This window comes from Streptomyces canus (genome assembly GCF_030816965.1).
Lineage (GTDB): Bacteria > Actinomycetota > Actinomycetes > Streptomycetales > Streptomycetaceae > Streptomyces > Streptomyces canus_E.
The window spans coordinates 7,134,292-7,157,829 of record NZ_JAUSYQ010000002.1 but is presented as its reverse complement, the minus strand read 5'-3'; the positions used below and the strand labels follow the sequence as shown (position 1 = coordinate 7,157,829).

The 23,538-nt window shown below is 69.9% G+C and carries 24 protein-coding genes and 5 tRNA genes; 9 read left to right on the top strand and 20 right to left on the bottom strand.

Translation table 11 applies throughout. The features are described 5' to 3' along the window. Positions 1 to 4: 4 nt before the first annotated feature. Positions 5 to 1,708 (bottom strand): DAK2 domain-containing protein, encoded by a 1,704-nt coding sequence (locus tag QF027_RS34040; protein ID WP_307078940.1) that lies wholly within the window; start codon positions 1,706 to 1,708, stop codon positions 5 to 7. Between the two features lie 256 nt (positions 1,709 to 1,964). Between QF027_RS34040 and rpmB the strand changes: the two genes are divergently transcribed. Further along, entirely contained in the window at positions 1,965 to 2,150 is a 186-nt protein-coding gene (rpmB, locus tag QF027_RS34035; RefSeq protein WP_217234690.1) for a 50S ribosomal protein L28, read from the top strand. A 102-nt stretch (positions 2,151 to 2,252) separates the two neighbouring features. Here rpmB and thiD read toward each other — a convergent pair whose 3' ends face one another. Then, positions 2,253 to 3,035 carry a bifunctional hydroxymethylpyrimidine kinase/phosphomethylpyrimidine kinase gene (gene thiD, locus QF027_RS34030; RefSeq protein ID WP_306975919.1) on the bottom strand — a complete coding sequence of 261 codons (783 nt, stop codon included), beginning with the start codon at positions 3,033 to 3,035 and terminating at the stop codon, positions 2,253 to 2,255. Further along, a complete protein-coding gene (locus QF027_RS34025) occupies positions 3,032 to 4,000 on the bottom strand; it encodes a thiamine-phosphate kinase (RefSeq protein WP_069765389.1) in 969 nt (322 codons plus the stop codon). Before QF027_RS34025 ends, thiD begins: the two co-directional genes overlap by 4 nt. 206 nt (positions 4,001 to 4,206) lie before the next feature. On the opposite strand from QF027_RS34025, the gene QF027_RS34020 reads away from it, so the two are divergent. Together QF027_RS34020 and QF027_RS34015 are read left to right on the top strand one after the other, a co-directional pair. Then, positions 4,207 to 4,440, top strand: a complete 234-nt coding sequence (locus QF027_RS34020; protein WP_003997603.1) for an Lrp/AsnC family transcriptional regulator — start codon at positions 4,207 to 4,209, stop codon at positions 4,438 to 4,440. A 20-nt stretch (positions 4,441 to 4,460) separates the two neighbouring features. Beyond that, positions 4,461 to 4,943, top strand: coding sequence for a DUF3515 domain-containing protein (locus tag QF027_RS34015; RefSeq protein WP_307078938.1), 483 nt, complete (start codon positions 4,461 to 4,463; stop codon positions 4,941 to 4,943). Between the two features lie 11 nt (positions 4,944 to 4,954). Here the strand turns inward: QF027_RS34015 and QF027_RS34010 are convergent, their stop codons facing one another. From QF027_RS34010 to QF027_RS34000, 3 genes are all read right to left on the bottom strand, one after another. Continuing rightward, positions 4,955 to 6,112 carry a D-alanine--D-alanine ligase family protein gene (locus QF027_RS34010; RefSeq protein WP_306975924.1) on the bottom strand — a complete coding sequence of 386 codons (1,158 nt, stop codon included), beginning with the start codon at positions 6,110 to 6,112 and terminating at the stop codon, positions 4,955 to 4,957. An 82-nt stretch (positions 6,113 to 6,194) separates the two neighbouring features. Continuing rightward, a complete protein-coding gene (locus tag QF027_RS34005) occupies positions 6,195 to 7,205 on the bottom strand; it encodes an NAD(P)H-dependent glycerol-3-phosphate dehydrogenase (RefSeq protein ID WP_307078936.1) in 1,011 nt (336 codons plus the stop codon). Beyond that, a complete protein-coding gene (locus QF027_RS34000; RefSeq protein ID WP_306975929.1) occupies positions 7,202 to 7,966 on the bottom strand; it encodes a lysophospholipid acyltransferase family protein in 765 nt (254 codons plus the stop codon). The genes QF027_RS34005 and QF027_RS34000 overlap by 4 nt, the downstream gene beginning before the upstream one ends. Positions 7,967 to 8,121: 155 nt before the next feature. On the opposite strand from QF027_RS34000, the gene cofC reads away from it, so the two are divergent. Together cofC and QF027_RS33990 are read left to right on the top strand one after the other, a co-directional pair. Continuing rightward, positions 8,122 to 8,760 carry a 2-phospho-L-lactate guanylyltransferase gene (gene cofC, locus QF027_RS33995; RefSeq protein ID WP_307078934.1) on the top strand — a complete coding sequence of 213 codons (639 nt, stop codon included), beginning with the start codon at positions 8,122 to 8,124 and terminating at the stop codon, positions 8,758 to 8,760. A gap of 9 nt (positions 8,761 to 8,769) precedes the next feature. Next, positions 8,770 to 8,961 (top strand): hypothetical protein, encoded by a 192-nt coding sequence (locus QF027_RS33990; protein WP_062045793.1) that lies wholly within the window; start codon positions 8,770 to 8,772, stop codon positions 8,959 to 8,961. Between the two features lie 73 nt (positions 8,962 to 9,034). Here the strand turns inward: QF027_RS33990 and QF027_RS33985 are convergent, their stop codons facing one another. From QF027_RS33985 to leuC, 4 genes are all read right to left on the bottom strand, one after another. Beyond that, positions 9,035 to 9,676 (bottom strand): HU family DNA-binding protein, encoded by a 642-nt coding sequence (locus tag QF027_RS33985; RefSeq protein WP_306975935.1) that lies wholly within the window; start codon positions 9,674 to 9,676, stop codon positions 9,035 to 9,037. 137 nt (positions 9,677 to 9,813) lie between these two features. Then, complete coding sequence (locus QF027_RS33980; RefSeq protein ID WP_007384922.1) at positions 9,814 to 10,044, bottom strand: hypothetical protein; 231 nt, start codon at positions 10,042 to 10,044, stop codon at positions 9,814 to 9,816. Positions 10,045 to 10,342: 298 nt separating this feature from the next. Beyond that, positions 10,343 to 10,936 carry a 3-isopropylmalate dehydratase small subunit gene (leuD, locus tag QF027_RS33975; protein ID WP_306975938.1) on the bottom strand — a complete coding sequence of 198 codons (594 nt, stop codon included), beginning with the start codon at positions 10,934 to 10,936 and terminating at the stop codon, positions 10,343 to 10,345. Between the two features lie 5 nt (positions 10,937 to 10,941). Beyond that, complete coding sequence (gene leuC, locus QF027_RS33970) at positions 10,942 to 12,366, bottom strand: 3-isopropylmalate dehydratase large subunit (RefSeq protein ID WP_306975939.1); 1,425 nt, start codon at positions 12,364 to 12,366, stop codon at positions 10,942 to 10,944. Between the two features lie 188 nt (positions 12,367 to 12,554). Between leuC and ndgR the strand changes: the two genes are divergently transcribed. Beyond that, positions 12,555 to 13,271, top strand: coding sequence for an IclR family transcriptional regulator NdgR (ndgR, locus tag QF027_RS33965; protein WP_007384919.1), 717 nt, complete (start codon positions 12,555 to 12,557; stop codon positions 13,269 to 13,271). A gap of 161 nt (positions 13,272 to 13,432) precedes the next feature. On the opposite strand, the gene QF027_RS33960 is transcribed toward ndgR, so the two are convergent. After that, on the bottom strand, positions 13,433 to 13,948 hold the full coding sequence (locus QF027_RS33960; RefSeq protein ID WP_307078932.1) for a DUF4188 domain-containing protein: 516 nt from the start codon (positions 13,946 to 13,948) through the stop codon (positions 13,433 to 13,435). Positions 13,949 to 14,028: 80 nt separating this feature from the next. Between QF027_RS33960 and QF027_RS33955 the strand changes: the two genes are divergently transcribed. After that, positions 14,029 to 14,673 (top strand): MerR family transcriptional regulator, encoded by a 645-nt coding sequence (locus QF027_RS33955; protein WP_307082598.1) that lies wholly within the window; start codon positions 14,029 to 14,031, stop codon positions 14,671 to 14,673. Between the two features lie 53 nt (positions 14,674 to 14,726). Here QF027_RS33955 and QF027_RS33950 read toward each other — a convergent pair. The 6 genes from QF027_RS33950 to QF027_RS33925 all read right to left on the bottom strand — a co-directional run bounded on the left by QF027_RS33950 (position 14,727) and on the right by QF027_RS33925 (position 16,067). Further along, positions 14,727 to 14,799, bottom strand: a tRNA-Glu gene (locus QF027_RS33950). A gap of 28 nt (positions 14,800 to 14,827) precedes the next feature. Then, positions 14,828 to 14,899: transfer RNA gene (locus tag QF027_RS33945), tRNA-Gln, on the bottom strand. 20 nt (positions 14,900 to 14,919) lie between these two features. Then, positions 14,920 to 14,992: transfer RNA gene (locus QF027_RS33940), tRNA-Glu, on the bottom strand. A 62-nt stretch (positions 14,993 to 15,054) separates the two neighbouring features. After that, positions 15,055 to 15,127, bottom strand: a tRNA-Glu gene (locus QF027_RS33935). Positions 15,128 to 15,169: 42 nt separating this feature from the next. Beyond that, positions 15,170 to 15,241 (bottom strand) — tRNA-Gln (locus QF027_RS33930). A 91-nt stretch (positions 15,242 to 15,332) separates the two neighbouring features. Then, positions 15,333 to 16,067, bottom strand: a complete 735-nt coding sequence (locus tag QF027_RS33925; protein ID WP_307078929.1) for an HAD family hydrolase — start codon at positions 16,065 to 16,067, stop codon at positions 15,333 to 15,335. 97 nt (positions 16,068 to 16,164) lie between these two features. Here QF027_RS33925 and QF027_RS33920 point away from each other — a divergent pair, with 97 nt between their 5' ends. Then, positions 16,165 to 16,449, top strand: a complete 285-nt coding sequence (locus QF027_RS33920) for a type II toxin-antitoxin system RelE family toxin (RefSeq protein WP_306975948.1) — start codon at positions 16,165 to 16,167, stop codon at positions 16,447 to 16,449. A gap of 58 nt (positions 16,450 to 16,507) precedes the next feature. Here QF027_RS33920 and gltX read toward each other — a convergent pair whose 3' ends face one another. The 3 genes from gltX to QF027_RS33905 form a co-directional block, all read right to left on the bottom strand. Beyond that, positions 16,508 to 17,992 (bottom strand): glutamate--tRNA ligase, encoded by a 1,485-nt coding sequence (gltX, locus tag QF027_RS33915; protein ID WP_307078927.1) that lies wholly within the window; start codon positions 17,990 to 17,992, stop codon positions 16,508 to 16,510. Beyond that, entirely contained in the window at positions 17,976 to 18,761 is a 786-nt protein-coding gene (locus QF027_RS33910) for a fumarylacetoacetate hydrolase family protein (protein ID WP_307078925.1), read from the bottom strand. The genes gltX and QF027_RS33910 overlap by 17 nt, the downstream gene beginning before the upstream one ends. 151 nt (positions 18,762 to 18,912) lie before the next feature. Continuing rightward, entirely contained in the window at positions 18,913 to 19,095 is a 183-nt protein-coding gene (locus QF027_RS33905; RefSeq protein WP_306975957.1) for a hypothetical protein, read from the bottom strand. Positions 19,096 to 19,660: 565 nt separating this feature from the next. On the opposite strand from QF027_RS33905, the gene QF027_RS33900 reads away from it, so the two are divergent. Next, complete coding sequence (locus QF027_RS33900) at positions 19,661 to 23,533, top strand: sensor histidine kinase (RefSeq protein ID WP_306975959.1); 3,873 nt, start codon at positions 19,661 to 19,663, stop codon at positions 23,531 to 23,533. Positions 23,534 to 23,538: the final 5 nt, after the last annotated feature.

Below are 23,538 nucleotides of genomic sequence, written 5' to 3'. Positions count from 1 at the left end.
GCTGCTATTCGACCCCGATGAGCAGCACGGCTCCCTGCCGTCCGCCCCGGTACACCACCGTGTCGACGGCGAGGTACGACTCCCGTACGCGTGTCTCCAGGTGGTCGGCGACCGCCTCGGGGGCCTCGTCGCCGAGGACGAGGGTGACCAGCTCGCCGCCGGCCGAGAGCATGCGGTCGAGGACGGACTCGGCCGTGGCGGTGACGTCCGAACCGATCACGGCCACATCCCCGTCGATGAGGCCGAGGACGTCACCGGCCTGGCAGATGCCGGCCATGGTCCAGGACTGGCGTTCGGCGACGGCGACCTCGGCGTAGCGGGTCGCGCCGGCCGCCGAGGTCATCTGGACGACGTCCTCGTCGAACCGGCGTTCCGGCTCGTGCACGGCGAGCGCCGCGATGCCCTGGACCGCGGAGCGCGTCGGGATCAGCGCGACGCGGATGCCCTCCGCGCGGGCCTGCTCGGCCGCGGCGGCCGCGGTGTGGCGCAGGTCGGCGTCATTGGGCAGCAGCACGACCTCGCGCGCGTGGGCACGCCGTACGGCCTCCACGAGCTCCCCGCTCGCGGGCGGCTCCCCGGGGCGGGCCAGCACGGTGGTCGCGCCGGCCTCGGTGTACAGCCCGGCCAGGCCCTCGCCGGGCACGACGGCGACGACGGCCCGCTGGGCGCGCTCGCGGGGCTGCCGTTCGGCGCCGGTGGTGTGCACATCACCGAGGCCGAAGTGCGTGATGCGGATCCGGTACGGCCGCCCGGCCTCGATGCCCGCCTCCACGGCGGCGCCGGCGTCGTCGACGTGCACATGGACGTTCCACAGGCCGTCGCCGCCGACCACCACGAGCGAGTCCCCGAGGCCGTCGAGCCGCTCCCGCAGCCGCGCGACGGCCGTGTCCTCGGCCTCCAGGAGGTAGATCACCTCGAAGGCGGGGCCACCGGTGCCCGGGGCGTCGGCGCACTCGTCGCGGGAGACCGTGGCGGCTTCGGAGACGGCCTCGGACACTTCGGCGGGGCCTGCTTCCGGAAACGTCCCGCTCGTCACCGGCACCGCCCTGGGTGCCTCCCCCGTGAACGTCTCCACCAGCGCCCCCAGCACCGCCACCAGTCCTCGCCCGCCGGCGTCCACGACCCCGGCCCGCTCCAGGACGGCCAGCTGGCCGGGTGTCGCGGTAAGGGCGGCGCACGCGCCGTCGTAGGCGGCCCGGGCGACCGTCCCGCAGTCTCCCTCCGCTGCCCCGGCGGCGTCGGCGGCGGCCGAGGCGACCGTGAGGACCGTGCCCTCGACCGGGTGGGCCACGGCCTGGCGGGCGGAGTCGGCGGCGTGCCGCAGGGCGAGCCGGAGTCCCTCGCCGTCCGTGTGAGCCGTCTCACCCTCGGCGGCGAGCACCTGGGCCATGCCCCGCAGCAGTTGGGCGAGGATCGTGCCCGAGTTGCCGCGGGCACCTATGAGGGCTCCGTGCGCCATCGCGCGTGCGGCGTCGGCCAGTGCCGGTTTCCCCGAGTCATGGGCGTCGTGGCCGTCGAACACGGCTTCCACGGCCGCGGCCGCCGACTCCGCCGTCAGATACAGGTTGGTGCCGGTGTCCCCGTCGGCGACCGGGTAGACGTTGATCGCGTCGATCTCCTCGCGCGCCCTGCCCAGCGCCCGCAGCGCGAGACCGCACCAGGTGCGCACCGCGAGAGCATCGAAGAATGTCTGCGGCACCTGCGCCACCTGCGCCTCCTCGGGCTGCTGGACTGGACGCAGCGTAGACCCCGGGCGGGTTTCCACCGGAGGAGGGCCGGGAGCGGGTGCCTGATCAGCCATGGTAGTTTCGTTCTGCTGGCGCAGTCGTTGTATGCTGCTCCGGTTGCCCGATGCAGATCGGGCCAATCCTCCTGGCACCGCCACTCAGATCTCTGATCCTACGATCTCGATCCCGGCATGCCGGGATCCACCGTAAGTGCATCTGAAGTCTTTGGAGTGACCCGTGGCTGCCAACTGCGACGTCTGCGGCAAGGGGCCGGGCTTCGGCAACAGCATCTCGCACTCGCACCGCCGTACGTCCCGTCGCTGGAACCCGAACATCCAGCGCGTCCGTACCGTGGTGGGCGGGACGCCGAAGCGCCTGAACGCTTGCACCTCGTGCATCAAGGCCGGCAAGGTCTCGCGCTGACGCACAGCTAAGCGCGCGGCCACTGCTGGTTCGCTGCACTGAGCCGGTCCACCGAGAGGTGGGCCGGCTTTTTGCCGTGTCCACGTACGACGCGCCCGCGTACTAACGGAACCGCCATCCATGATCCACGGGACCGATCCCCTCGCCGAGCGCGAAGCCGGCGGCGATCGCCCCAGTGACGTATTCCTTGGCGGCCGCCACCGCCTCCGGCACGGACTGACCCTTCGCGAGCTGCGAGGCGATCGCGGAGGCCAGGGTGCAGCCGGTGCCGTGCGTGTGCCGGTTGTCGTGGCGCGGTGCGCGCAGCCAGTGCTCCTCACGGCCGTCGGTGAGCAGGTCGACGGCGTCGCCGGCCAGATGGCCGCCCTTGATGAGCACCCACGTCGGTCCGTACGACAGCACCGCCTCGGCGGCCTCTCGCATACGGGACTCCGAATCGACCCGGACGCCGGTGAGCTGCGCCACCTCGTCGAGGTTCGGGGTGGCGACGGTGGCGACCGGGAGCAGCCTCGTCCGTACGGACTCCAGGGCGGACGTGGCCAGCAACGAGTCCCCGTGCTTGGAGACGCCGACCGGGTCGACCACGGCCGGTGCGTCCGTGGCTCCGAGCAACTCGGCCACCGCCTCGACGAGTTCGGCCGAGGCGAGCATCCCGGTCTTCACGGCCTGGACGCCGATGTCGTCCACGACACTGCGGTACTGGGCCCGCACCGCCTCGACGGGCAGCTCCCAGGCACCCTGTACGCCGAGGGAGTTCTGCGCGGTGACGGCCGTGACGACACTCATGCCGTGCACGCCGAGCGCGAGCATGGTCTTCAGATCGGCCTGGATTCCGGCGCCTCCGCCGGAGTCGGAGCCCGCCACCGTGAGCACCAGGGGTTTCACGACTCGATGTCCCCGCCGAAGTGGTCCCAGCCGCCCTTGCTCGTCCAGGGCGCCCCGTCGACCGTCACCTGGGGCAGCGCCGAGGGGTTGAGGACCTCGCCGATCACCTTCCAGCGGGCCGGCAGCTTCACGTCCGGCGAGAAGGTCGCCACGATCGCGTGGTCCTCTCCCCCGCTCAGCACCCACTGCATGGGGTCGACACCGACAGCCTGCCCGATGTCGTTCATCTGGGACGGGATGTCGATCGCGCCGGAACGGATGTCGATGCGGACCTTGCTGGCCTCGGCGATGTGTCCGAGGTCGGCGATCAGCCCGTCGCTCACGTCGCACATCGCGGTCGCGCCGAGCGCCGCGGCGGCCGGGCCCGCGTGGTACGGCGGCTCGGGGCGCCGGTGCGCCTCCACGAACGCGCGAGGCGAGCGGAAGCCGCGGGAGAGCACCGCGTACCCGGCCGCGGACCAGCCCAGCCAGCCGGTCACCGCGACGAGGTCGCCGGGCTGGGCGCCGGCCCGGGTGACCGGTTCCTGGCCCCGCAGATCGCCGAGGGCGGTGATGGAGACCATGATCGTGTCTCCCCGTACGACGTCCCCGCCGACCACCGACGCGCCCGCGACCTGGCACTCGTCGCGCAGGCCGTCCATGAGCTCCGAGGGCCAGGTGACGGGGAGTTCGGCGGGCACGACCAGCCCGAGCAGCAGGGCGGTCGGCACGGCACCCATGGCGGCGATGTCCGCGAGGTTCTGCGCGGCCGCCTTGCGGCCGACGTCGTAGGCCGTGGACCAGTCGCGGCGGAAGTGCCGGCCCTCCAGAAGGATGTCGGTGCTCGCCACGACCCTGCGGTCGGGTGCGGCGACCACCGCGGCGTCGTCGCCGGGACCCACCCGGACCGCCGGGGTGGTGGTGAGACGGGAGGTGAGCTCCCTGATGAGCCCGAACTCGCCGAGCTCACCAACAGTGCCCTTCATTGCCCTTACGCCCCTTCTGTGCCGTGCCGTGCCCGGTCGCGCGTCATCAGTGTCCTCGATACGGTCGAGGGGACCGTGAACTTCTGTCGTGTCCGCATCCCGGCGCGGGCGTCCACGCCCCCGCGGGTCTCCCCGCGAAGAGCGGCGACGCGATACCGTGGCGTTCCTTTTCCCCACATGATCCTCGTGGCCGCCCTGGAGGTTCCGTGGTACAGGCGTACATCCTGATCCAGACGGAGGTCGGCAAAGCGTCGACCGTCGCCGAGACGATCAGCAAGATCCCTGGAGTCATCCAGGCCGAGGACGTGACAGGACCGTATGACGTGATCGTCCGTGCACAAGCCGACACCGTGGACGACCTGGGCCGCATGGTGGTCGCCAAGGTCCAGCAGGTGGACGGCATCACCCGTACCCTGACCTGCCCGGTCGTCCATCTGTAGCCCCCGTCTACCCTTGGCCGGTGAACTTCTTCCGTCACCGGCCTCTTGGTTTGCCCGCGCTCGCCCTGCTGATCACGGTCGCGGGCTGTTCCTCCGCAGACGACAGCGCGTCGGCGGTGGTTCCCTCGCCGGGGGCGGGCGTCACGAAGCTCTGCCGAGAACTGGACCGGACACTGCCGTCCAAGGTCGACGACCAGGACCGTCGGGATCCCGAGCCCGCGTCCGCGCTGACCGCGGGCTGGGGTGACCCGGCGATCATACTGCGGTGCGGTGTCGAGCGGCCCTCGAAGATGGACGATCCGGAGGCCGACGGGGTCGAGGTGAACGGGGTCGGCTGGCTCCTGGAGAAGCAGGACGACGGGTCGTTCCGGTTCACCACGACGTTGCGGAAGGCGTACGTCGAGGTGACCATCCCCAAGGACCGCACCGGCGACGGCATGGCACCACTGGTGGACCTGGCCTCCACCGTGAAGAAGGCGATCCCCGAGGGGATCGCCGACTAGCTGCCGACCGGCTAACGAAGTCCCGTCGACCTGCGCAGTGCCGCCTCGATCAGCCTGTCCACCAGCTCCGGGTAACTGATCCCGCTCTTCTCCCACATCTGCGGATACATCGAGATCGGCGTGAAGCCCGGAAGCGTGTTGATCTCGTTGATCACGAACTCGCCGTCCTCCGTGAGGAAGAAGTCCGCGCGGACCAGGCCTTCGCAGGAGGCCGCGTCGAAGGCGTCGACCGCGAGCTTCTGGACCTCGGCCGTCTCCTCGGGCGTGAGCGGCGCCGGCACGATCCCCGGGGTCGAGTCGATGTACTTCGCCTCGAAGTCGTAGTACGCGTGTTCCTGCGGCGGGGGGATCTCGGCCGGGACCGACGCGCGCGGGCCGTCCTCGAACTCCAGGACACCGCACTCGATCTCGCGGCCCCGCAGCGCCGCCTCCACGAGGATCTTCGGGTCGTGGCTCTGTGCCTCGGCGATCGCCTCGTCCAGGCCGGACAGGTCGTCGACCTTGGTGATGCCGATCGACGATCCCGCGCGCGCGGGCTTCACGAACAGCGGCCAGCCGTGCTCGCCCGCGAAGTCGACGATCTTCTTGCGGGCCGCGGACTCGTCCCGCTCCCACTCGCGCGGCCTGATCACCACGTACGGGCCGACCTTGAGCCCGAAGGAGGTGAACACCCGCTTCATGTACTCCTTGTCCTGGCCGACGGCCGAGGCGAGCACACCCGAGCCGACGTACGGGACGCCGGAGAGCTCCAGGAGGCCCTGCAGGGTGCCGTCCTCGCCGTAGGGGCCGTGCAGGACGGGGAAGACGACGTCGACCTCACCGAGCGCCTTGGGCACCGATCCGGGCTCGCTGTAGACGACTTCACGGTTCGCGGGGTCGACGGGGAGCACCACGCCGCCCTCGCTCGACTCGGCGAGTTCCTCGACGCTCGGCGTACGGCGCTCGGTGATCGCCATGCGTTCCGGTTCGTCGGCGGTGAGCGCCCAACGGCCGTCCCGGGTGATGCCGATCGGCAGGACGTCGTACTTGGTCCGGTCGATGGCCCGCAGTACGGCGCCGGCGGTGACCACGGAGATCCCGTGTTCGGAGCTGCGCCCGCCGAACACGACGGCCACGCGCGGCTTGCGAGGCGGCTGCTGAGGGCTCTGGGGGAGGTTCTCGGTGCTCATATCGCGTTGAGAGTACCCGTTGGTAGTGCCCCGATACAGCGTGCGCCCCCGCGGCGAACGAGGCAAATAGCGAGGCCGTAGCTCAGTGTCGTTCGGGTTTCGCGCTGCGCGACATCAGCTCCTTGACGGCGACCACCGGTGCCTTGCCCTCGTGCACGATGCCGACGACCGTCTCGGTGATCGGCATGTCGACGCCGTGCCTGCGGGCCAGATCCAGCACGGACTCACAGGACTTGACGCCCTCCGCGGTCTGCTTGGTGACCGCGATGGTCTCCTGGAGGGTCATGCCCTTGCCGAGGTTGGTGCCGAAGGTGTGGTTGCGCGACAGCGGCGAGGAGCAGGTCGCCACCAGGTCGCCGAGACCGGCGAGTCCGGAGAACGTCAGCGGGTCGGCGCCCATGGCGAGTCCGAGCCGGGTCGTCTCCGCGAGACCGCGCGTGATGAGCGAGCCCTTGGCGTTGTCACCGAGGCCCATGCCGTCCGCGATGCCGACGGCGAGGCCGATGACGTTCTTCACGGCGCCGCCGAGTTCACAGCCCACCACGTCGGTGTTGGTGTACGGGCGGAAGTACGGCGTGTGGCAGGAGGTCTGGAGTCGCCGGGCGACCGCCTCGTCGGTGCAGGCGACCACGGCGGCGGCCGGCATCCGGGCGGCGATCTCCCGCGCGAGGTTGGGTCCGGTGACCACGGCGATGCGGTCGGCGCCGACCTTCGCGACGTCCTCGATCACCTCACTCATCCGCATGGCGGAGCCGAGTTCGACACCCTTCATGAGGGAGACGAGGACGGTGTCGGGCGCGAGTAGGGGGGTCCACTCGGCGAGGTTGGTGCGCAGGGTCTGCGAGGGGATCGCGAGGACGGTCAACTCCGCGTCGCGCGCGGCCTCCGCGGCGTTTGCCGTCGCCCGGAGGTTCTCCGGGAGTTCGACGCCGGGGAGGTAGTCCGGGTTCGTCCGCGTGGAGTTGACGGCTTCCGCGAGTTCGGGACGCCGCGCCCACAGGGTGACCTCGCACCCCGCGTCGGCGAGCACCATGCCGAACGCGGTGCCCCATGAACCGGTACCGAAGACGGCCGCCTTGACGGGCTTGCTCACTTGCTCTTCTCCCCCTCGTGGCCGCTCTGGGCCTGGGTCCGGCGCCGCTGCTCGATCCGCTCGCGGCGCGGGTCGTACGCCGTCTCGGGCGCCTTCTCGCCGCGGATCTGCTCCAGCTGGGCGGTGACGGCGGCCATGATGACCTCGGTGGCCTCCTTCAGAAGGTCCGGGGTCATCTCCTTGCCGTAGAACGGCGACAGGTCCACTGGCGGGCCCGCCAGGACGTGCGAGGTCTTGCGCGGAAACACGTGGAGCTTCTTGGCGTACGGCGGCAGGAGTTCGTTGGCGCCCCACTGCGCGACGGGGATCACCGGGCACTTGGTCTGGAGGGCCACCCGCGCGGCACCGGTCTTGCCGATCATGGGCCACTGGTCGGGGTCCCGGGTGATGGTGCCCTCGGGGTAGAACGCGACGCATTCGCCGCGATCCACGGCATCGATGGCGGCCCTGAAGGCGCTGAGCGCGTCCGTGGTCTCGCGGTAGACGGGAATCTGCCCCGTGCCGCGCATCATGGCGCCGATGAATCCCTTGTTGAAAAGACCACTCTTCGCGAGGAATCGCGGAACGCGTCCGGTGTTGTACTGGAAGTGCGCGTACGCGAAGGGATCAATGTGCGAATTGTGGTTGACCGCGGTGATAAATCCGCCGTCGGCCGGAATATGCTCCATTCCACGCCAGTCCCGCTTGATCAGAACCACGAGCGGCGGTTTGGCGATCACCGCTGCCAAGCGGTACCAGAAGCCGATTCTGCGGCGGGGCACGCGGACACCTTCCTCTAGGGCCTGGGGGGCCGCACAAGTGTCGCCCCGGGCCGCCGGTCTGTCGAGAACACCGTACGCCCCGCCACCGACACCGCCAGATGGGCCGCGTGACGACTGAGTGACAATGGCCGCCACCAGAGAAGGACGGAACACGCGTGCAGTGGACGTTGGTCATCCCGCTCAAGCCCTTGGCGCGGGCCAAGAGCAGGCTCTCGGACACCGCCGACGACGGGGTGCGCCCGGGTCTGGCGCTCGCCTTCGCCCAGGACACCGTGGCGGCCGCGCTGGCTTGCCGTGCGGTCGGTGATGTGGCGGTAGTCACGGATGACGCCCTGGCGGGCCGCGAGCTGGCGGCCCTGGGCGCCCGGATCGTCCCCGACGAGCCACGGGGCGGCCTGAACGCGGCCCTGTCGCACGCGGCGGCCGTCGTACGGTCCACGCGTCCCGAAAGCGCCCTCGCGGCCCTGAACGCCGATCTTCCGGCGCTACGGCCCCTTGAATTGGCCCGGGTCCTCGACGCTGCCGTGGAATTCCCGCGCGCTTTTCTCGCGGACGCCGCAACAATCGGCACGACTCTGCTGGCGGCCCGGCAGGACGCGGAATTGCGCCCCGCCTTCGGCCCGGATTCCCGCGCACGACATCGCGCCTCGGGAGCGACGGAACTCCCCCTCACCGAGGTGGATTCCGTACGACAGGACGTGGACACCGGCGAGGACCTGCGGGCCGCGCTCGCCCTCGGGGTGGGCCCCCGGACGGCCGCCGCCGCTGCGCGGTTGCTGATTCCCGGGCAGTAGGCTGCGGCCATGCAGGCGACCGCGTACACGTACGACCCCGAAAGCCGCAGCGGGCAGGTGCTTCTCGACGACGGCACCCCCGTCCCCTTCGACACACCGGCGTTCGACGCGGGTGGTCTGAGGCTGCTGCGTCCCGGACAGCGCGTGCGCATCGAGATGGACGGGGACAAGGTCACCCTGGTGACCCTCCAGACCTTCTGAACCCCCTGTGCACACACGCCGCGGGCCGGACTCCGATGCGGAGTCCGGCCCGGCGCGTGAGTGCCCTGTGCCCTTACCTCTTGCGGGCCGTGGCCTTCTTGGCGGTGGTGGTGCGAGAGGCCGACTTCTTGGCGGGGGCCTTCTTGGCGGTCGCCTTCTTCGCCGGGGCCTTCTTGGCCGTCGCCTTCTGGGCGGTGGTCTTCTTCGCGGCGGTGGTCTTGGCGGTCGCCGTGCTCTTGGCGGGCGCCTTCTTCGCCGTGGTCTTCTTCGCGGTGGCCGTCGTCTTCTTGGCCGTCGTCTTCCTCGCGGTGGTCTTCTTGGCCGCAGCGGTCTTGGCGGTGGCCTTCTTCGCGGCCGCCTTCTTGACCGTGGCCGAAGCCCCGCCGCTCAGGCTGCCCTTGGGCGCCTTCTTGACCGCGACGTCGTTCTTCGGGAGCTTCTTCGTGCCGCTCACCAGGTCCTTGAAGCCCTGGCCCGCGCGGAAGCGCGGAACGGAGGTCTTCTTGACCCGAACCCGCTCGCCCGTCTGGGGGTTACGGGCGTAACGGGCCGGCCGGTCGACCTTCTCGAACGAACCGAAGCCGGTGACCGAGACCCGGTCGCCCGCGACCGTCGCGCGGACGATGGCGTCCAGGACCGCGTCGACCGCGTCGGCGGCCTGCTGGCGGCCGCCCACCTTGTCGGCAATCGCTTCTACGAGCTGCGCCTTGTTCACGTCTTCCCCTTCGGAGACATTGCCAGAACGAAAGTGTTCAAGCTTTTTCGCACGTTAGGCAGATATATACCGCAAATCAAACACGAAACGGGCTTATCACCCTTGTGCCGCAACGAACTCGACTGCTCTGGACTTGTTCAGCGTTCCTCTTCCGGGATCCGCCCCGCGTCGAGGTCGGCCATGAACCCCTCCAGACGCCTTGTCGCTTCGACGACGTCGTGCTTGGCCGCGGCCGTAATGACCAGCAGCTTCCGGGTCAGCGCCATCCGTACGCCCTCCGGGACTTGCAGTGCGCGCACCCTTGCGTGCGCTTCCTTGAGTTGGTCCGCGACTGCCGCATAGAGCTCGAGTTGGCCGTCGTGTTCCATGCACAGATTGTGCCATCTGGGGCGAGTTGTCGCCTGCTAGGGGTGCAACTGCGGCCTCAAACGGCCTTCCGGGCACATCCGGAAGCCACGGCTACAAGGGACGCGTACCCCGACAACACCCGTCGTAACGTGGGAAGTTGAACGGGCGTGTCGCGGCGCGCGAGGCCGTCCGGGCGCAGACACGGCCGTACCCCCGATCGGGCTGATCGGGGGTACGGCGGGGATGTTGAGGTGGCCGAAACTCGACCTGTTCAGTTGCTCCGAAGGAGGGTTCCGGGTGGTCCGGCCGCCCTCGGGGTCAGCTCTGCAGCGTCCTCGGCTTGTACGAGGGCCGCTTGGCCTCGTACGCGGCGATGTCGGCCTCGTTCTGGAGGGTGATGGAGATGTCGTCCAGGCCGTTCAGCAGCCGCCAGCGGGAGTTCTCGTCCAGCTCGAAGCTCGCCGTGATGCCCTCGGCGCGCACCTCGCGGGCCTGAAGGTCGACCGTGATCTCGGCTTCGGGGTCGTTCTCCGTGAGCTCCTGGAGCGCGTCCACGATCTTCTGCTCCAGAACCACCGTGAGCAGGCCGTTCTTGAGCGAGTTGCCGCGGAAGATGTCGGCGAAGCGGGAGGAGATCACAGCCTTGAAGCCGTAGTTCTGCAGCGCCCACACGGCGTGCTCACGGGAGGAGCCGGTGCCGAAGTCGGGGCCGGCGACCAGGACCGTGGCGCCCTTGCGCTCGGGCTGGTTGAGGATGAATTTCTCGTCCTTGCGCCAGGCCTCGAACAGTCCGTCCTCGAACCCGTCCCGGGTCACCTTCTTGAGCCAGTGAGCAGGGATGATCTGGTCGGTGTCGACGTTGGAGCGGCGCAGCGGGACGGCCCGGCCGGTGTGCGTGGTGAATGCTTCCATGATTCTCAGACTCCAGCGGCGACAGGGGCGTCGGACAGGTCGGCGGGCGAAGCCAGGTGGCCCAGCACGGCGGTCGCGGCCGCGACCTGCGGCGACACCAGGTGCGTACGACCGCCCTTGCCCTGCCGGCCCTCGAAGTTGCGGTTGGAGGTGGACGCGGAGCGCTCACCGGGGGCCAGCTGGTCCGGGTTCATGCCCAGGCACATCGAGCAGCCCGCGTGCCGCCATTCGGCGCCGGCCTCCTTGAAGACGACGTCCAGGCCCTCGGAGACGGCCTGCAGACCCACGCGCGCGGAGCCGGGAACGACCAGCATCCGTACACCGTCGGCGACTTTGCGGCCCTTGACGAGCTCGGCGGCGGCGCGCAGGTCCTCGATACGGCCGTTGGTGCACGAACCTACGAAGACGGTGTCCACCTTGATGGAGCGCAGCGGCTGCCCGGCCTCCAACCCCATGTATTCCAGGGCCTTTTCGGCAGCGAAGCGCTCCGAAGCGTCTTCGTACGAAGCAGGATCGGGGACGTCCGCCGAAAGCGGCGCGCCCTGGCCGGGGTTGGTGCCCCAGGTGACGAACGGCGCCAACTCGTCGGCCTTGATGACGACCTCGGCGTCGAACGCGGCGTCCTCGTCCGTCTTCAGGGTCTTCCAGTACGCGACAGCCGCGTCCCAGTCCTCGCCCTTGGGCGCGTGCGGGCGGCCCTCGAGGTAGTCGAAGGTGGTCTGGTCGGGGGCGATCATGCCCGCGCGGGCGCCGGCCTCGATCGACATGTTGCAGATGGTCATGCGGGCTTCCATCGAGAGCTTCTCGATGGCGGAGCCGCGGTACTCCAGGACGTAGCCCTGGCCGCCACCGGTGCCGATCCTGGCGATGATCGCCAGGATCAGGTCCTTGGCGGTGACGCCGTCGGGCAGTTCGCCGTCGACCGTGATGGCCATGGTCTTCGGGCGGACCAGCGGCAGGGTCTGGGTGGCCAGGACGTGCTCGACCTGGGAGGTGCCGATGCCGAACGCCAGGCCGCCGAAGGCACCGTGCGTAGAGGTGTGGGAGTCACCGCAGACCACGGTCATGCCGGGCTGGGTCAGTCCGAGCTGCGGACCCACCACGTGCACGACGCCCTGCTCGACGTCGCCCAGCGGGTGCAGGCGGACGCCGAAGTCGGCGCAGTTCTTGCGCAGCGTCTCCAGCTGGACGCGCGAGACCGGGTCGGCGATCGGCTTGTCGATGTCGAGGGTCGGGGTGTTGTGGTCCTCGGTGGCGATGGTCAGGTCGAGCCGGCGCACCTGGCGACCGCTCTTGCGCAGACCGTCGAAGGCCTGCGGGCTGGTCACCTCGTGCAGCAGGTGCAGATCGATGAAGAGGAGGTCGGGCTCGCCCTCGGCGCGCCGGACGACATGGTCGTCCCAGACCTTCTCCGCGAGTGTCCTACCCATCGCTTTCCCTCCGGCCGGCAAACGTCCACCGGCCCAACTAGAGATCTTGAGGAGACGGCACCCGGCCCCAGTTCACGGGCGCCCGTCACCCGGCCCGTACGGTCACCGGGCCGCTGTGTCTACAAGGGTTGCGCGTCTCACGAAAAAAGGAACTTGCGTTTCACAGAGTGAGACGTGAGTATCGTTTCATGGACAACAGTAGCGGCGTCGGCGTTCTGGACAAGGCAGCCCTTGTCCTGAGCGCTCTGGAGTCCGGTCCGGCCACCCTCGCGGGCTTGGTCGCGGCGACCGGACTGGCACGACCCACGGCCCACCGGCTGGCCGTGGCTCTGGAACACCACCGCATGGTGGCACGCGACATGCAGGGCCGTTTCATTCTGGGCCCGCGCCTCGCCGAACTGGCCGCGGCCGCCGGTGAGGACCGCCTCCTCGCGACGGCCGGCCCGGTGCTCACGCATCTGCGGGACATCACCGGCGAGAGCGCACAGCTCTACCGCCGCCAGGGCGACATGCGTATCTGCGTCGCCGCGGCGGAGCGCCTGTCGGGCCTCAGGGACACGGTCCCGGTCGGCTCGACGCTCACCATGAAGGCGGGCTCCTCGGCCCAGATCCTGATGGCGTGGGAGGAGCCGGAGCGCCTGCACCGCGGTCTCCAGGGCGCCCGCTTCACGGCCACGGCCCTGTCGGGCGTACGACGCCGCGGCTGGGCACAGTCCATCGGCGAGCGCGAGCCGGGCGTGGCGTCCGTGTCCGCGCCCGTACGCGGCCCCTCCAACCGCGTGGTGGCCGCCGTCTCGGTCTCCGGCCCCATCGAGCGCCTGACCCGCCACCCGGGCCGCATGCACGCCCAGGCGGTCATCGACGCCGCCGCCCGCCTCTCCGAGGCACTGCGCCGCACGGGTTGAGGAGCAGGGGGCGATCGTCCCCACGTCGGCTCAGGACCAGCCTCAACGCCGCGGCAGATCTTGGACCAACGGGGACCGGACCACCTGAAGGGGCGCGGGGAACTGCGCGAGCAATCACCGACAGCCCGCACGCGCCCCACAACGGCTTCCCCCTATGGCGTTCAGGCGTCCGCCGACGCCCCGGACCGATAGGCGAACCGCTCTTTCGCGTACCGCCCGCGCGCAGCGACCGGCACCTGCCCGTACGCCGCCGCGAGTCCGATCGCCGGCATGTCCGCGTAGATCGACTCGTAGGACCCCTCCGGCACCACATACGCCTCGTGCCACAGCCCCACATGCTGCCGCATCTTCCCCGCCTTCTCCTTGCGGTTGATGATCGCCCACGCCCTGTGGTGGAACATCTCCGGCGAGTGCGCATAGGCGTACAGCTTCTCCTTCGACTCCCAGTACTGGACGACGTAGTACGTCCGCGGCGAGGCCGTCAGCAGTACATGCGAGAGCAGCCCCCGCTCCGGAGCCTTCTGCAGCTCCCGCAGCATCCGCGGCATGGCCAGGAAGACCGGGACCCAGTGGTGCACGGCCCAGAAGTGGTTGATGCGCATCCCGATCAGCAGGACGACCACGTCCTTCTCCGCGGACGCGGTGGTGCGGCCTGCTGCGACCTTCTTCCCGACCATGGGACCCCCTCGTTGGTGAGCAGCACTATCCGACTGCGGCATGTTTGGATAGTGCCGATATCCGAGAGGGGGTGCAAGAGATGCGGCTGGCCGAACTCAGCGAGCACAGCGGTGTGTCCACCGCGACGATCAAGTACTACCTGCGCGAAGGGCTGTTGCCGCCGGGCCACCAGATCAACGCCACCACGGCCGAGTACGACGAGGAGCACCTACGGCGGCTGCGGCTGGTGCGCGCGATGATCCAGGTGGGCCGGGTGCCGGTGGCGAGGGTGCGCGAGGTCCTCGGACACGTGGACGACGACTCCCTGGGCCGCTCGATCCGCCTCGGCGCGGCGCTGTGGGCCCTGCCGCAGGTGCCCGAGCCGGACGAGGACGACGAGTACGTCCGGGCCGCGCACCAGGAGGTCACCGCACTCCTGGACCGGCTCGGCTGGGAGAACGCCAAGCAGCTCACGACCATCTCCCCCGCGTACCGCTCGCTGGTGGTGGCAGTGGCCGCGTTCCGCCGGCTCGGCTACGAGTGGGGGGCCGAACAGCTCGCGCCGTACGCCGAGTTGATGCACCGGACGGCCGTCCTCGACCTGGACAACCTCGAGACGCAACCGTCGGAGGCGGAGCGGGTCGAGTTCGCGATCCTGGGCGCGATCCTCAACGAGCCGCTGCTGCAGTCGCTGCACCGGCTGGCCCAGGAGGAGGAGTCGACGCGGCGGTACGGCTTCGAATGAAGCCCCCGGACACGGCGAAGGCCCTCCACCGAAGTGAAGGGCCTTCCTCTACGTACCCCCGACCGGATTCGAACCGGCGCTACCGCCTTGAGAGGGCGGCGTGCTAGGCCGCTACACAACGGGGGCGTGGAGCCTGCGTTTCCGCAGGTCCGAGCTGGTCTACCTGGACTCGAACCAAGAATGACGGTACCAGAAACCGTAGTGTTGCCAATTACACCATAGACCAAGGTGATTTAGACTAAATCGTACCCCCGACCGGATTCGAACCGGCGCTACCGCCTTGAGAGGGCGGCGTGCTAGGCCGCTACACAACGGGGGCCCTAGCGATCCTGCATGAGCGTCAGCGGGTGCGACCCTGACTGACCCTCCGGGAAGGATCTGTACCCCCGACCGGATTCGAACCGGCGCTACTGCCTTGAGAGGGCAGCGTGCTAGGCCGCTACACAACGGGGGCTTCGCGGAATCGATCTCCGCCTTTGCAGATGAGCTCTGCGAGCTGGCCTACCTGGACTCGAACCAAGACTAACTGAACCAGAATCAGTCGTGCTGCCAATTACACCATAGGCCACTGGAACTCAAGCCCCTACGGGGATCTTGTTCTAGTTTGCTCCTCCGGATCCCGGCCTTTCGGCCCGCTCCCCGGCGGCGCAGGAAGAACATTACCCGAAGGTGGACGGGGCTCCAAAACGGGTATCCGCGCCGAGGACCGCGGGGAGTTCGGCGAGCGAGGCGATGCGCCGCGGTCCGGCAGGGGTGGGGACATGGGCGTGCACACTGCCGTCGCGGTCGACCCAGACCGACAGCAGTCCGGCCTCGGCGGCACCCCGGCCGTCGATCTCCGGGTGGTCGCCGACATAGGCCACCTGGTGCGGGGCCAGCTCCAGGGCGTCGCAGGCCGCGAGGAAGGCTCCCGCCTCGGGCTTGGAGACGCCCAGTTCGGCGGCGCACAGGATGACCTCGAAGCGGTCGTGCACGCCGAGCACGCGCAGCTTGTGGTCCTGGACGTGGATGCTGGAGTTGGACAGCACGGCGTGCCGGTGACTGGCGGCGAGGGCGTCCAGGACGGGCAGCACGTCGGGGAAGAGGGCCCAGGCGGTCTCGTAGTGCGCGATGTACCGCTGGAACCAGGCGTCCGCCTCCGCGTCGGTCAGCTCCTCGCCCAGGAACACCCGCACCCGGTCCCGCCGCTGCCCCTGGAAGTCGACCTCTCCCGCCGAGAACCGCGCCCACTGGGTGTCCGTGATCGCCCGCCACCGCACGATGGCCTGCTCGACGTTCTCGTACGCCTCGAGCAGCCCCTCGGCCGTCAGATGCAGACGCATTCCGATGCGGTCGGCCCCCGTGTAGTCGAAGAGGGTGTCGTCCACGTCCCAGACCACGGCCCGAATGCTCATGATCCGACGGTAACCCGGCGTCCGGGGCCACGTCCGGCGATTTGCGGCCCCTCAGGACTCGGGCGAGCGGCGCGGCGTGGACTGGCACACTGGGCTCATGACCGCGTACCGCGTCCAGTTCACCGTCGAGGCCCAGGCGACGTACGACGCTCTGCCCGGAGAGCGTCGCGCCCAGTTGGACAAGGCCGTGCGGATACTGGCTCGTGATCCGTTCCGCAAGACATCGACCGCGCAGCTCGGGCCCGATGAGCACCTGCGCAAGGCCTATGTGGCGCCCGGCGTGATGCTGGAGTACATGGTGGCCGGCGCGATCATGGTCGTCGTGGTGTTGGAGATCTTCGACGAGAGCGCCTACCTGATCGACGAGACCGACGCGGTCTGAGACCGGCCGAGGGGCGGCAGCCGGAGTCCCCGGTTGCCGCCCCTCACGCGTGCGTGCGTTACACCATCAACTTCTCCAGCGCCGCGTCGATGCGGGCCAGCGTCGTCTCCTTGCCCAGGATCTCCAGGGACTCGAAGAGGGGCAGGCCGACCGTGCGCCCGGTGACGGCCACGCGGACCGGGGCCTGGGCCTTGCCGAGCTTGAGGCCGTGGGTCTCGCCGGCGGCCAGCACGGCCTCCTTGAGGGACTCCGGCGAGGTCCAGTCCGCGGACTCCAGCTTCTCGCGGGCCGTGCGGAGCAGGGCGTCCGAGCCCTCCTTCATCGCCTTGGTCCACGAGGGCTCGTCGAAGACCGGCTCCGGCAGGAACAGGAAGTCGACGTTGTCGGTGATCTCGGAGAGGACCTTGAGACGGGTCTGGGCGTGCGGGGCGATCGCCTGCCACTTCGTCTCGTCGAAGTCCTCCGCGGACCATGGGGCGAAGGGAGCCTTCAGCCACGGGGCGCAGCGCTCCGTGAAGTCCTTCACGTCCAGGAGACGGATGTGGTCTGCGTTGATCGCCTCGCACTTCTTCAGGTCGAAGCGCGCCGGGTTGGGGTTCACGTCCGCGATGTCGAAGGCCGCGACCAGCTCGTCGGTGGTGAAGATGTCCTTGTCCGCCGAGAGCGACCAGCCCAGCAGGGAGAGGTAGTTGAGCAGGCCCTCGGGCAGGAAGCCGCGCTCCCGGTAGAGGTTGAGCGAGGCCTGCGGGTCACGCTTGGAGAGCTTCTTGTTGCCCTCGCCCATCACGTACGGCAGGTGCCCGAAGGCGGGCACGGACTTCGCCACGCCCAGCTCGATCAGCGCCTTGTACAGGGCGATCTGGCGTGGGGTGGAGGACAGCAGGTCCTCGCCGCGCAGGACGTGCGTGATCTCCATCAGCGCGTCGTCGACCGGGTTCACGAGCGTGTAGAGGGGCGCCCCGTTGGCTCGTACGATCCCGTAGTCCGGCACGTTCTCCGGGGTGAAGGTCAGCTCGCCGCGGACCAGGTCCGTGAAGGTGATCGTCTCGTCGGGCATACGGAAGCGGACGATGGGCGTACGGCCCTCGGCGACGTACGTGGAGACCTGCTCGTCGGTCAGGTCGCGGCAGTGGCCGTCGTAGCCCGAGGGCTTGCCGGCCGCACGAGCCGCCTCGCGGCGGGTGTCCAGCTCCTGCTGGGAGCAGTAGCAGTGGTAGGCGTGACCGGCGTCCAGGAGCTTGGCGGCGACGTCCTTGTAGAGGTCCATCCGCTGCGACTGCCGGTACGGGGCGTGCGGGCCGCCGACCTCGGGGCCCTCGTCCCAGTCGAAGCCCAGCCAGCGCATCGAGTCGAGCAGCTGGTTGTACGACTCCTCGGAGTCGCGGGCCGCGTCGGTGTCCTCGATGCGGAAGACGAGCGTGCCCTGGTGGTGCCGGGCGAACGCCCAGTTGAACAGGGCGGTGCGGACCAGGCCCACGTGGGGGTTACCGGTGGGCGAGGGGCAGAAACGTACGCGGACGGGTGCGCTAGCCACGCTTGACAACCTTGTTGGTGAGAGTGCCGATGCCTTCGATGGTGACGGCGACCTCGTCGCCGACGGTGAGCGGCCCGACGCCTGCCGGGGTGCCCGTGAGGATCACGTCACCGGGGAGCAGCGTCATGGCCTCGGAGATGTTGACGATCAGATCCTCGATCGGGTGGATCATCTCGCTGGTGCGGCCGAGCTGGCGTTGTTCGCCGTTGACGGTGAGCTGGATCGTCAGGTCGGACGCCGTCTCCAGGTCCAGATCCGTCTCCACCCAGGGGCCCAGCGGGCAGGAGGTGTCGAAGCCCTTGGCCCGAGCCCACTGCTTCTCGCGCTTCTGGACGTCCCGGGCGGTGATGTCGTTCGCGCAGGTGTAGCCGAAGATCACGTCCTTGACGCGATCGCGCGGCACCTCGCGGCACATACGGCCGATGACGACGGCGAGTTCGGCCTCGTGGTGGACGTCCGCCGAGAAGGAGGGGTACTGGATCTCGTCGCCGGGGCCGATCACCGAGGTGGAGGGCTTGAAGAAGGCGAAGGGGACGTCCGGGACCTCGTTGCCGAGTTCCTTCGCGTGGTCGGCGTAGTTACGGCCGTACGCCACGACCTTGTTGGGGAGCACCGGGGGCAGCAGCCGGACCTTGCTGAGCGGGACCTTCGTACCGGAGAGCTCGAAGTCCGCGAACGGGATGCCCTTGATGATGTCGAGGACGAGTTCGTCCGGCCTGTCGCCCTCGACCGCGCCGAAGGCGACGTTCCCGTCGATGGAGAATCTGGCGATGCGCACGGGATCTGGGCGCCCCTCTACTCGGCCGGCTGGAGTCTGACGCTCCAGGCTAACGCGGGGAGGGGTGCCCCGAGGCTCTGGGACAGTCCCGTGCCTGGCGTGACGCGCCCGGGTCACCTGCCCGAAGGGCGGTGATCCGGGCGCGCTACGGTTACTTGGTGGCGGAGACCGGGATCTCCATCAGGACCGTCCGCCGCGGGTTGGCGGTCTGGGCCGGGAGGGCGAGCGAGTGCTCCGGCTGCTCCGGGATCTGCAGTGCGTCAGCGTCCTCGAGATGCGCCAGCGTCGTGCGCCGCGGGTTGGCAATGTTGCGGAACATCATCGTCGTCTTCACGGTTGTACTCGACCTCGGCAGTGATGGTGTGGACAGATGGAGCCTTCTTGTAAAGCGCCAGGCTAAACATGCCATTCCCCTCCGAAGCCGCGAAGACCTCATGATCGATGTGTGAGTTTGCTCACTGACCTGTGGGCAAACCGGACAATCCAGAGCCTTGACTCACCCCAACGAAACGGACATTGGCTCCCTGAAGCCATCATTCCGCTCCTGATCATGGCGACTGGGACACCTGTCCCCGCAGGGTGACTCGCGGACTTATGTCCGTTATCGACAAGAAAGCTTCCCACGCCCCGTGACACCGCCCTCACGTGGTGTCACGTAGGTCACGGTCTGACCCTCGGACCTTGTTGGAGATCCGGCACTGTGCTGGAATTCCACGGACCGCCGCGGGATCGAACCGGCGCACAGGGGGCGCAGAGAAGCGCCGCGCGGCGGTGAGTAAGGGGGAGCAGCGCCGGTCACTCAGACCACCCGGGGTGCGCATTCAGGGCGCTCCCCACAACGCCGACACCGTGCTCCGCCGTCCTGCGGAGGAGCGCCTGGTCCAGAGGTTGCGACGCTAGTGCAGGGACGTTTCAAGAGGGATGGCAGCGCTTCGGCCGAGCCGGAGCAGCACGGCGGGACTGGCCCCAATGTCGGCAGTTCCTCCCCCCAGCACGCCCAGAACCAGGGCCCGGCCCCGTCCATCGACGGCGGTTCCGGCCCCGGGCGCCCCGGCACGTCGGCGTCCTCGGGCCCGGCGGCCGCGGCCAAGCCGACGGTGAAGCCGCCGAAGGGCCCGAACGGCCCGGGATCACGCGTAGCTCTGCGCAACTGGCGCATCTCCACGCGCCTGGTGTCGCTGCTCGCGCTCCCCGTGGTGGCAGCCACCTCGCTGGGCGCGCTGCGCATCAACGACTCCATGGACGACATCCAGCAGCTCGACAACATGAAGCTGCTGACGGAGATGACCAAGCAGGCCACCGAGCTGGCCGCGGCCCTCCAGGAGGAGCGCGACCAGTCGGCCGGTCCGCTGGCGCACGACTCCACGGCGAGCAACATCACGGTCAAGGGCTACCGGGACAAGACGGACCGGGCCGCGACCAACTTCATCGCCGCCGCCGAGGACATCGACACCGCCGGCAAGGACAGCAACCTCCAGGGCGTCCGAGACAGCCTCGTCGGCCTCGTCCGCGACCTGGACACGCTGGGCAAGATCCGCGGCGACGCCTACGAGACCAAGGGCAACGCGACACAGACGGTCGAGTCCTACCACCGCCTGATCACCCACCTGCTCGACCTCTCGCAGGACATGGCCCAGGCGACCAGCAACCCGGAGATGATCCAGAGCACGCGTGCCCTGGCGGCCTTCTCCTCCGCCAAGGAGTACGCGTCCAGCCAGCGCGCGATCCTCGCGGCGGCACTGCCCGCGAACAAAAGCACACTGGGCAGCCTCTCCGAGACCGACCGGCTGTACGGCCAGGGTGCGCTCGACAGTGAGGCGTCCGACCTCAACACCTTCCGGAGCATCTACGGCGACAACAACGCCGAGGAGCTCCTCCAGCCCATCGAGGACGGCAACTCGAACATCGAGGCCGCCGACCAGTACGCCGGCCGCGCCTTCGGCCGCCAGGGGGGCCTCGCCGACCTGGACAAGCGCTCCTACAAGGACTGGGTCGACGACAGCTCGACCAAGATCCAGGAGATGGGCCGCATCGAGCACACGCTGCTCGAGGACATGGAGCAGAAGGCCCGCGAACTGCGCAGCGCCACCGAGCGCGACGCGATCATCGCCGGTGCGCTGATCCTGCTCGTGCTCGGTGTCTCGCTGGTCGGCGCCTTCGTCGTCGCCCGGTCCATGATCCGCTCGCTGCGCCGCCTCCAGGAGACCGCCACCAAGGTCGCCCAGGACCGGCTGCCCGAGCTGGTCAAGCAGCTGTCCGAGTCCGACCCGCAGGACGTCGACACGTCCGTGGAGTCGGTCGGTGTGCACTCCCGGGACGAGATCGGCCGGGTGGCCGCGGCCTTCGACGACGTGCACCGCGAGGCGGTCCGCCTCGCCGCCGAGCAGGCCCTGCTGCGAGGCAACGTCAACGCGATGTTCACCAACCTCTCGCGCCGCTCCCAGGGCCTCATCCAGCGTCAGCTCTCGCTCATCTCCGAACTGGAGTCCCGCGAGGCCGACCCGGACCAGCTGTCCTCGCTCTTCAAGCTCGACCACCTCGCGACCCGCATGCGCCGTAACGGTGAGAACCTCCTCGTCCTCGCGGGCGAGGAGCCCGGCCGCCGCTGGACCCGCCCGGTCCCGCTGGTCGACGTGCTGCGTGCCGCCGCGTCCGAGGTGGAGCAGTACGAGCGCATCGAGCTGGCCTCCGTGCCGACCACCGAAGTGGCCGGCCGCGTGGTCAACGACCTCGTGCACCTGCTCGCCGAGCTGCTGGAGAACGCCACCTCGTTCTCCTCCCCGCAGACCAAGGTCAAGGTCACCGGTCACGCGCTGCCCGACGGCCGGGTGCTGATCGAGATCCACGACACCGGCATCGGCCTCTCCCCCGAGGACCTCGCCGCGATCAACGAGCGGCTCGCCTCGCCGCCCACCGTGGACGTCTCCGTCTCCCGCCGCATGGGCCTGTTCGTGGTCGGCCGGCTGTCGCAGCGCCATGGCATCCGCATCCAGCTGCGCCCGTCCGACTCCGGTGGTACGACCGCGCTGGTCATGCTGCCCGTGGATGTCGCCCAGGGCGGCAAGAAGCCCCAGCCCAAGCCCGGCCAGGGTGCCCCCGGTACCCCCGCGGCGGCTCAGGCCGCCGCCGGTGTGGCCGCGGCCCGTCGTGGCGCCGGCAACGGCCAGGGCGGTGCCCTTGGCGGTGCGCCCGGTGGCGCGGGCGGTGGCGCTCTCGGTGCCGGTGCCCCCTCGGGCGGACGGCTCAGCTCCGGTCAGGGACCGCGGGCCGCACTGCCCGGCAGTGGCCAGGACGGTCGTCCCGGTGCGCCGGGCGGACCGCGAGGACCGCAGGGTCCCGGTACGCCGCCGCAGGGCCGGCCCGCTCCCGCCGGTGCCGGGTTCGGCGGCCAGGCGCCGGGTGCTCCGCAGGGCCTCCAGGCCGCGGGCACGGGCGGTCCGGGTCAGGACTCCTTCAACGGTCAGGACGCTTTCGGCGGCGGCCAGGACGCCTTCGGCGGCCGGGGTCCCGTGCCCCCGCAGTCGCAGGCCCCGAACGCCGGCCAGGCTCCCGAGCCGGGTGGCCGGCGCCGTCGGCCGCAGCTGCCGGGCCGCGGTGGTCCGCGGGCCGAGCTGCCGGGCGGCAACCAGCAGCCCCGCACGCCGAGCTGGAGCGACGAGAACGCGCAGCCGCCGGTGCCGCGCGCCTCGCTCGACGTCCCGCGCGGGCACGACGAGCAGGACCCGGCCGCCACCTCGCGGATGCCGCGGATCGACGACCACCGGGGCCCGGCGAGCACCTCCGAGTTCCCGCGGCCGGACTTCGACGCGCCGCAGAACACCGGCCAGTTCCCGAGGCCGGGTGCGAACGGTCCGCAGGGCGACTTCCCCCGTCCGGGTGCGGTCGGCCCGCAGAACAACGGCCAGTTCCCGCGGCCGGGATACAACGGACCCCAGGACACGGGTGAGTTCCCCCGCCCCGTCACGAACGACCCGCAGAACACCGGCCAGTTCGTCCGTCCGGACGTCTTCGGTACTCCGCCCGGACCGAACAGCGGTTCGCAGACCGGGCAGTTCGCGACGCCGCAGGCGTACGACAGCGGCTCGACCGGCCAGTTCGCGATGCCAGGCTATGACGGCAGCTCCACCGGCCAGCATTCCCTGCCGGGTCGTCAGGACCCCGCGTCCACGGGCCAGTTCGAGCGCCCCCAGGCCAACGGCGCCGACTTCGGCGCCCCGCGGCCGCCCATGCCGCCGCGTCCGCAGCAGCGGCCGGTCCGCCAGGAGCCGGAGGCGCTGCCGCCGGCGGGTCCCGGTGACGGCCGGACGCCGCTGTACGACACGCTGGAGACCAACTGGTTCCACGGCAGCCAGCAGCAGGGACAGGGGCAGCCAACCAACGGCAACGGCTCCTCCCCGGCTCAGGCACCGCGGCAGCAGCAGGCTCCCGCGGCCCCACAGAGTTCTGCCGGCGCTCCGCAACGGCCTGCGGCCTCCGCGGGCTGGCGCAGTTCGCCCAACGACGACCTCGTCCGGCAGGCGGAACGTGTCCGCCAGCCGGCCGCGGGCGGTGTCACCACCTCCGGTCTGCCGCGCCGGGTGCCCAGGGCGAACCTCGTCCCGGGTACCGCTCAGCAGCAACAGCACCAAAGCGGTCCGGCTGTCTCGCGTGCGCCTGACGACGTGCGCGGTCGGCTGACCAATCTCCGTCGGGGTATCGCGCAAGGTCGTCAGGTCGGCGGCAACGGCCAGACGGGCAGCTTCCCGAACCCCACTCACCAGCAGGAGCGTTAGTTGAG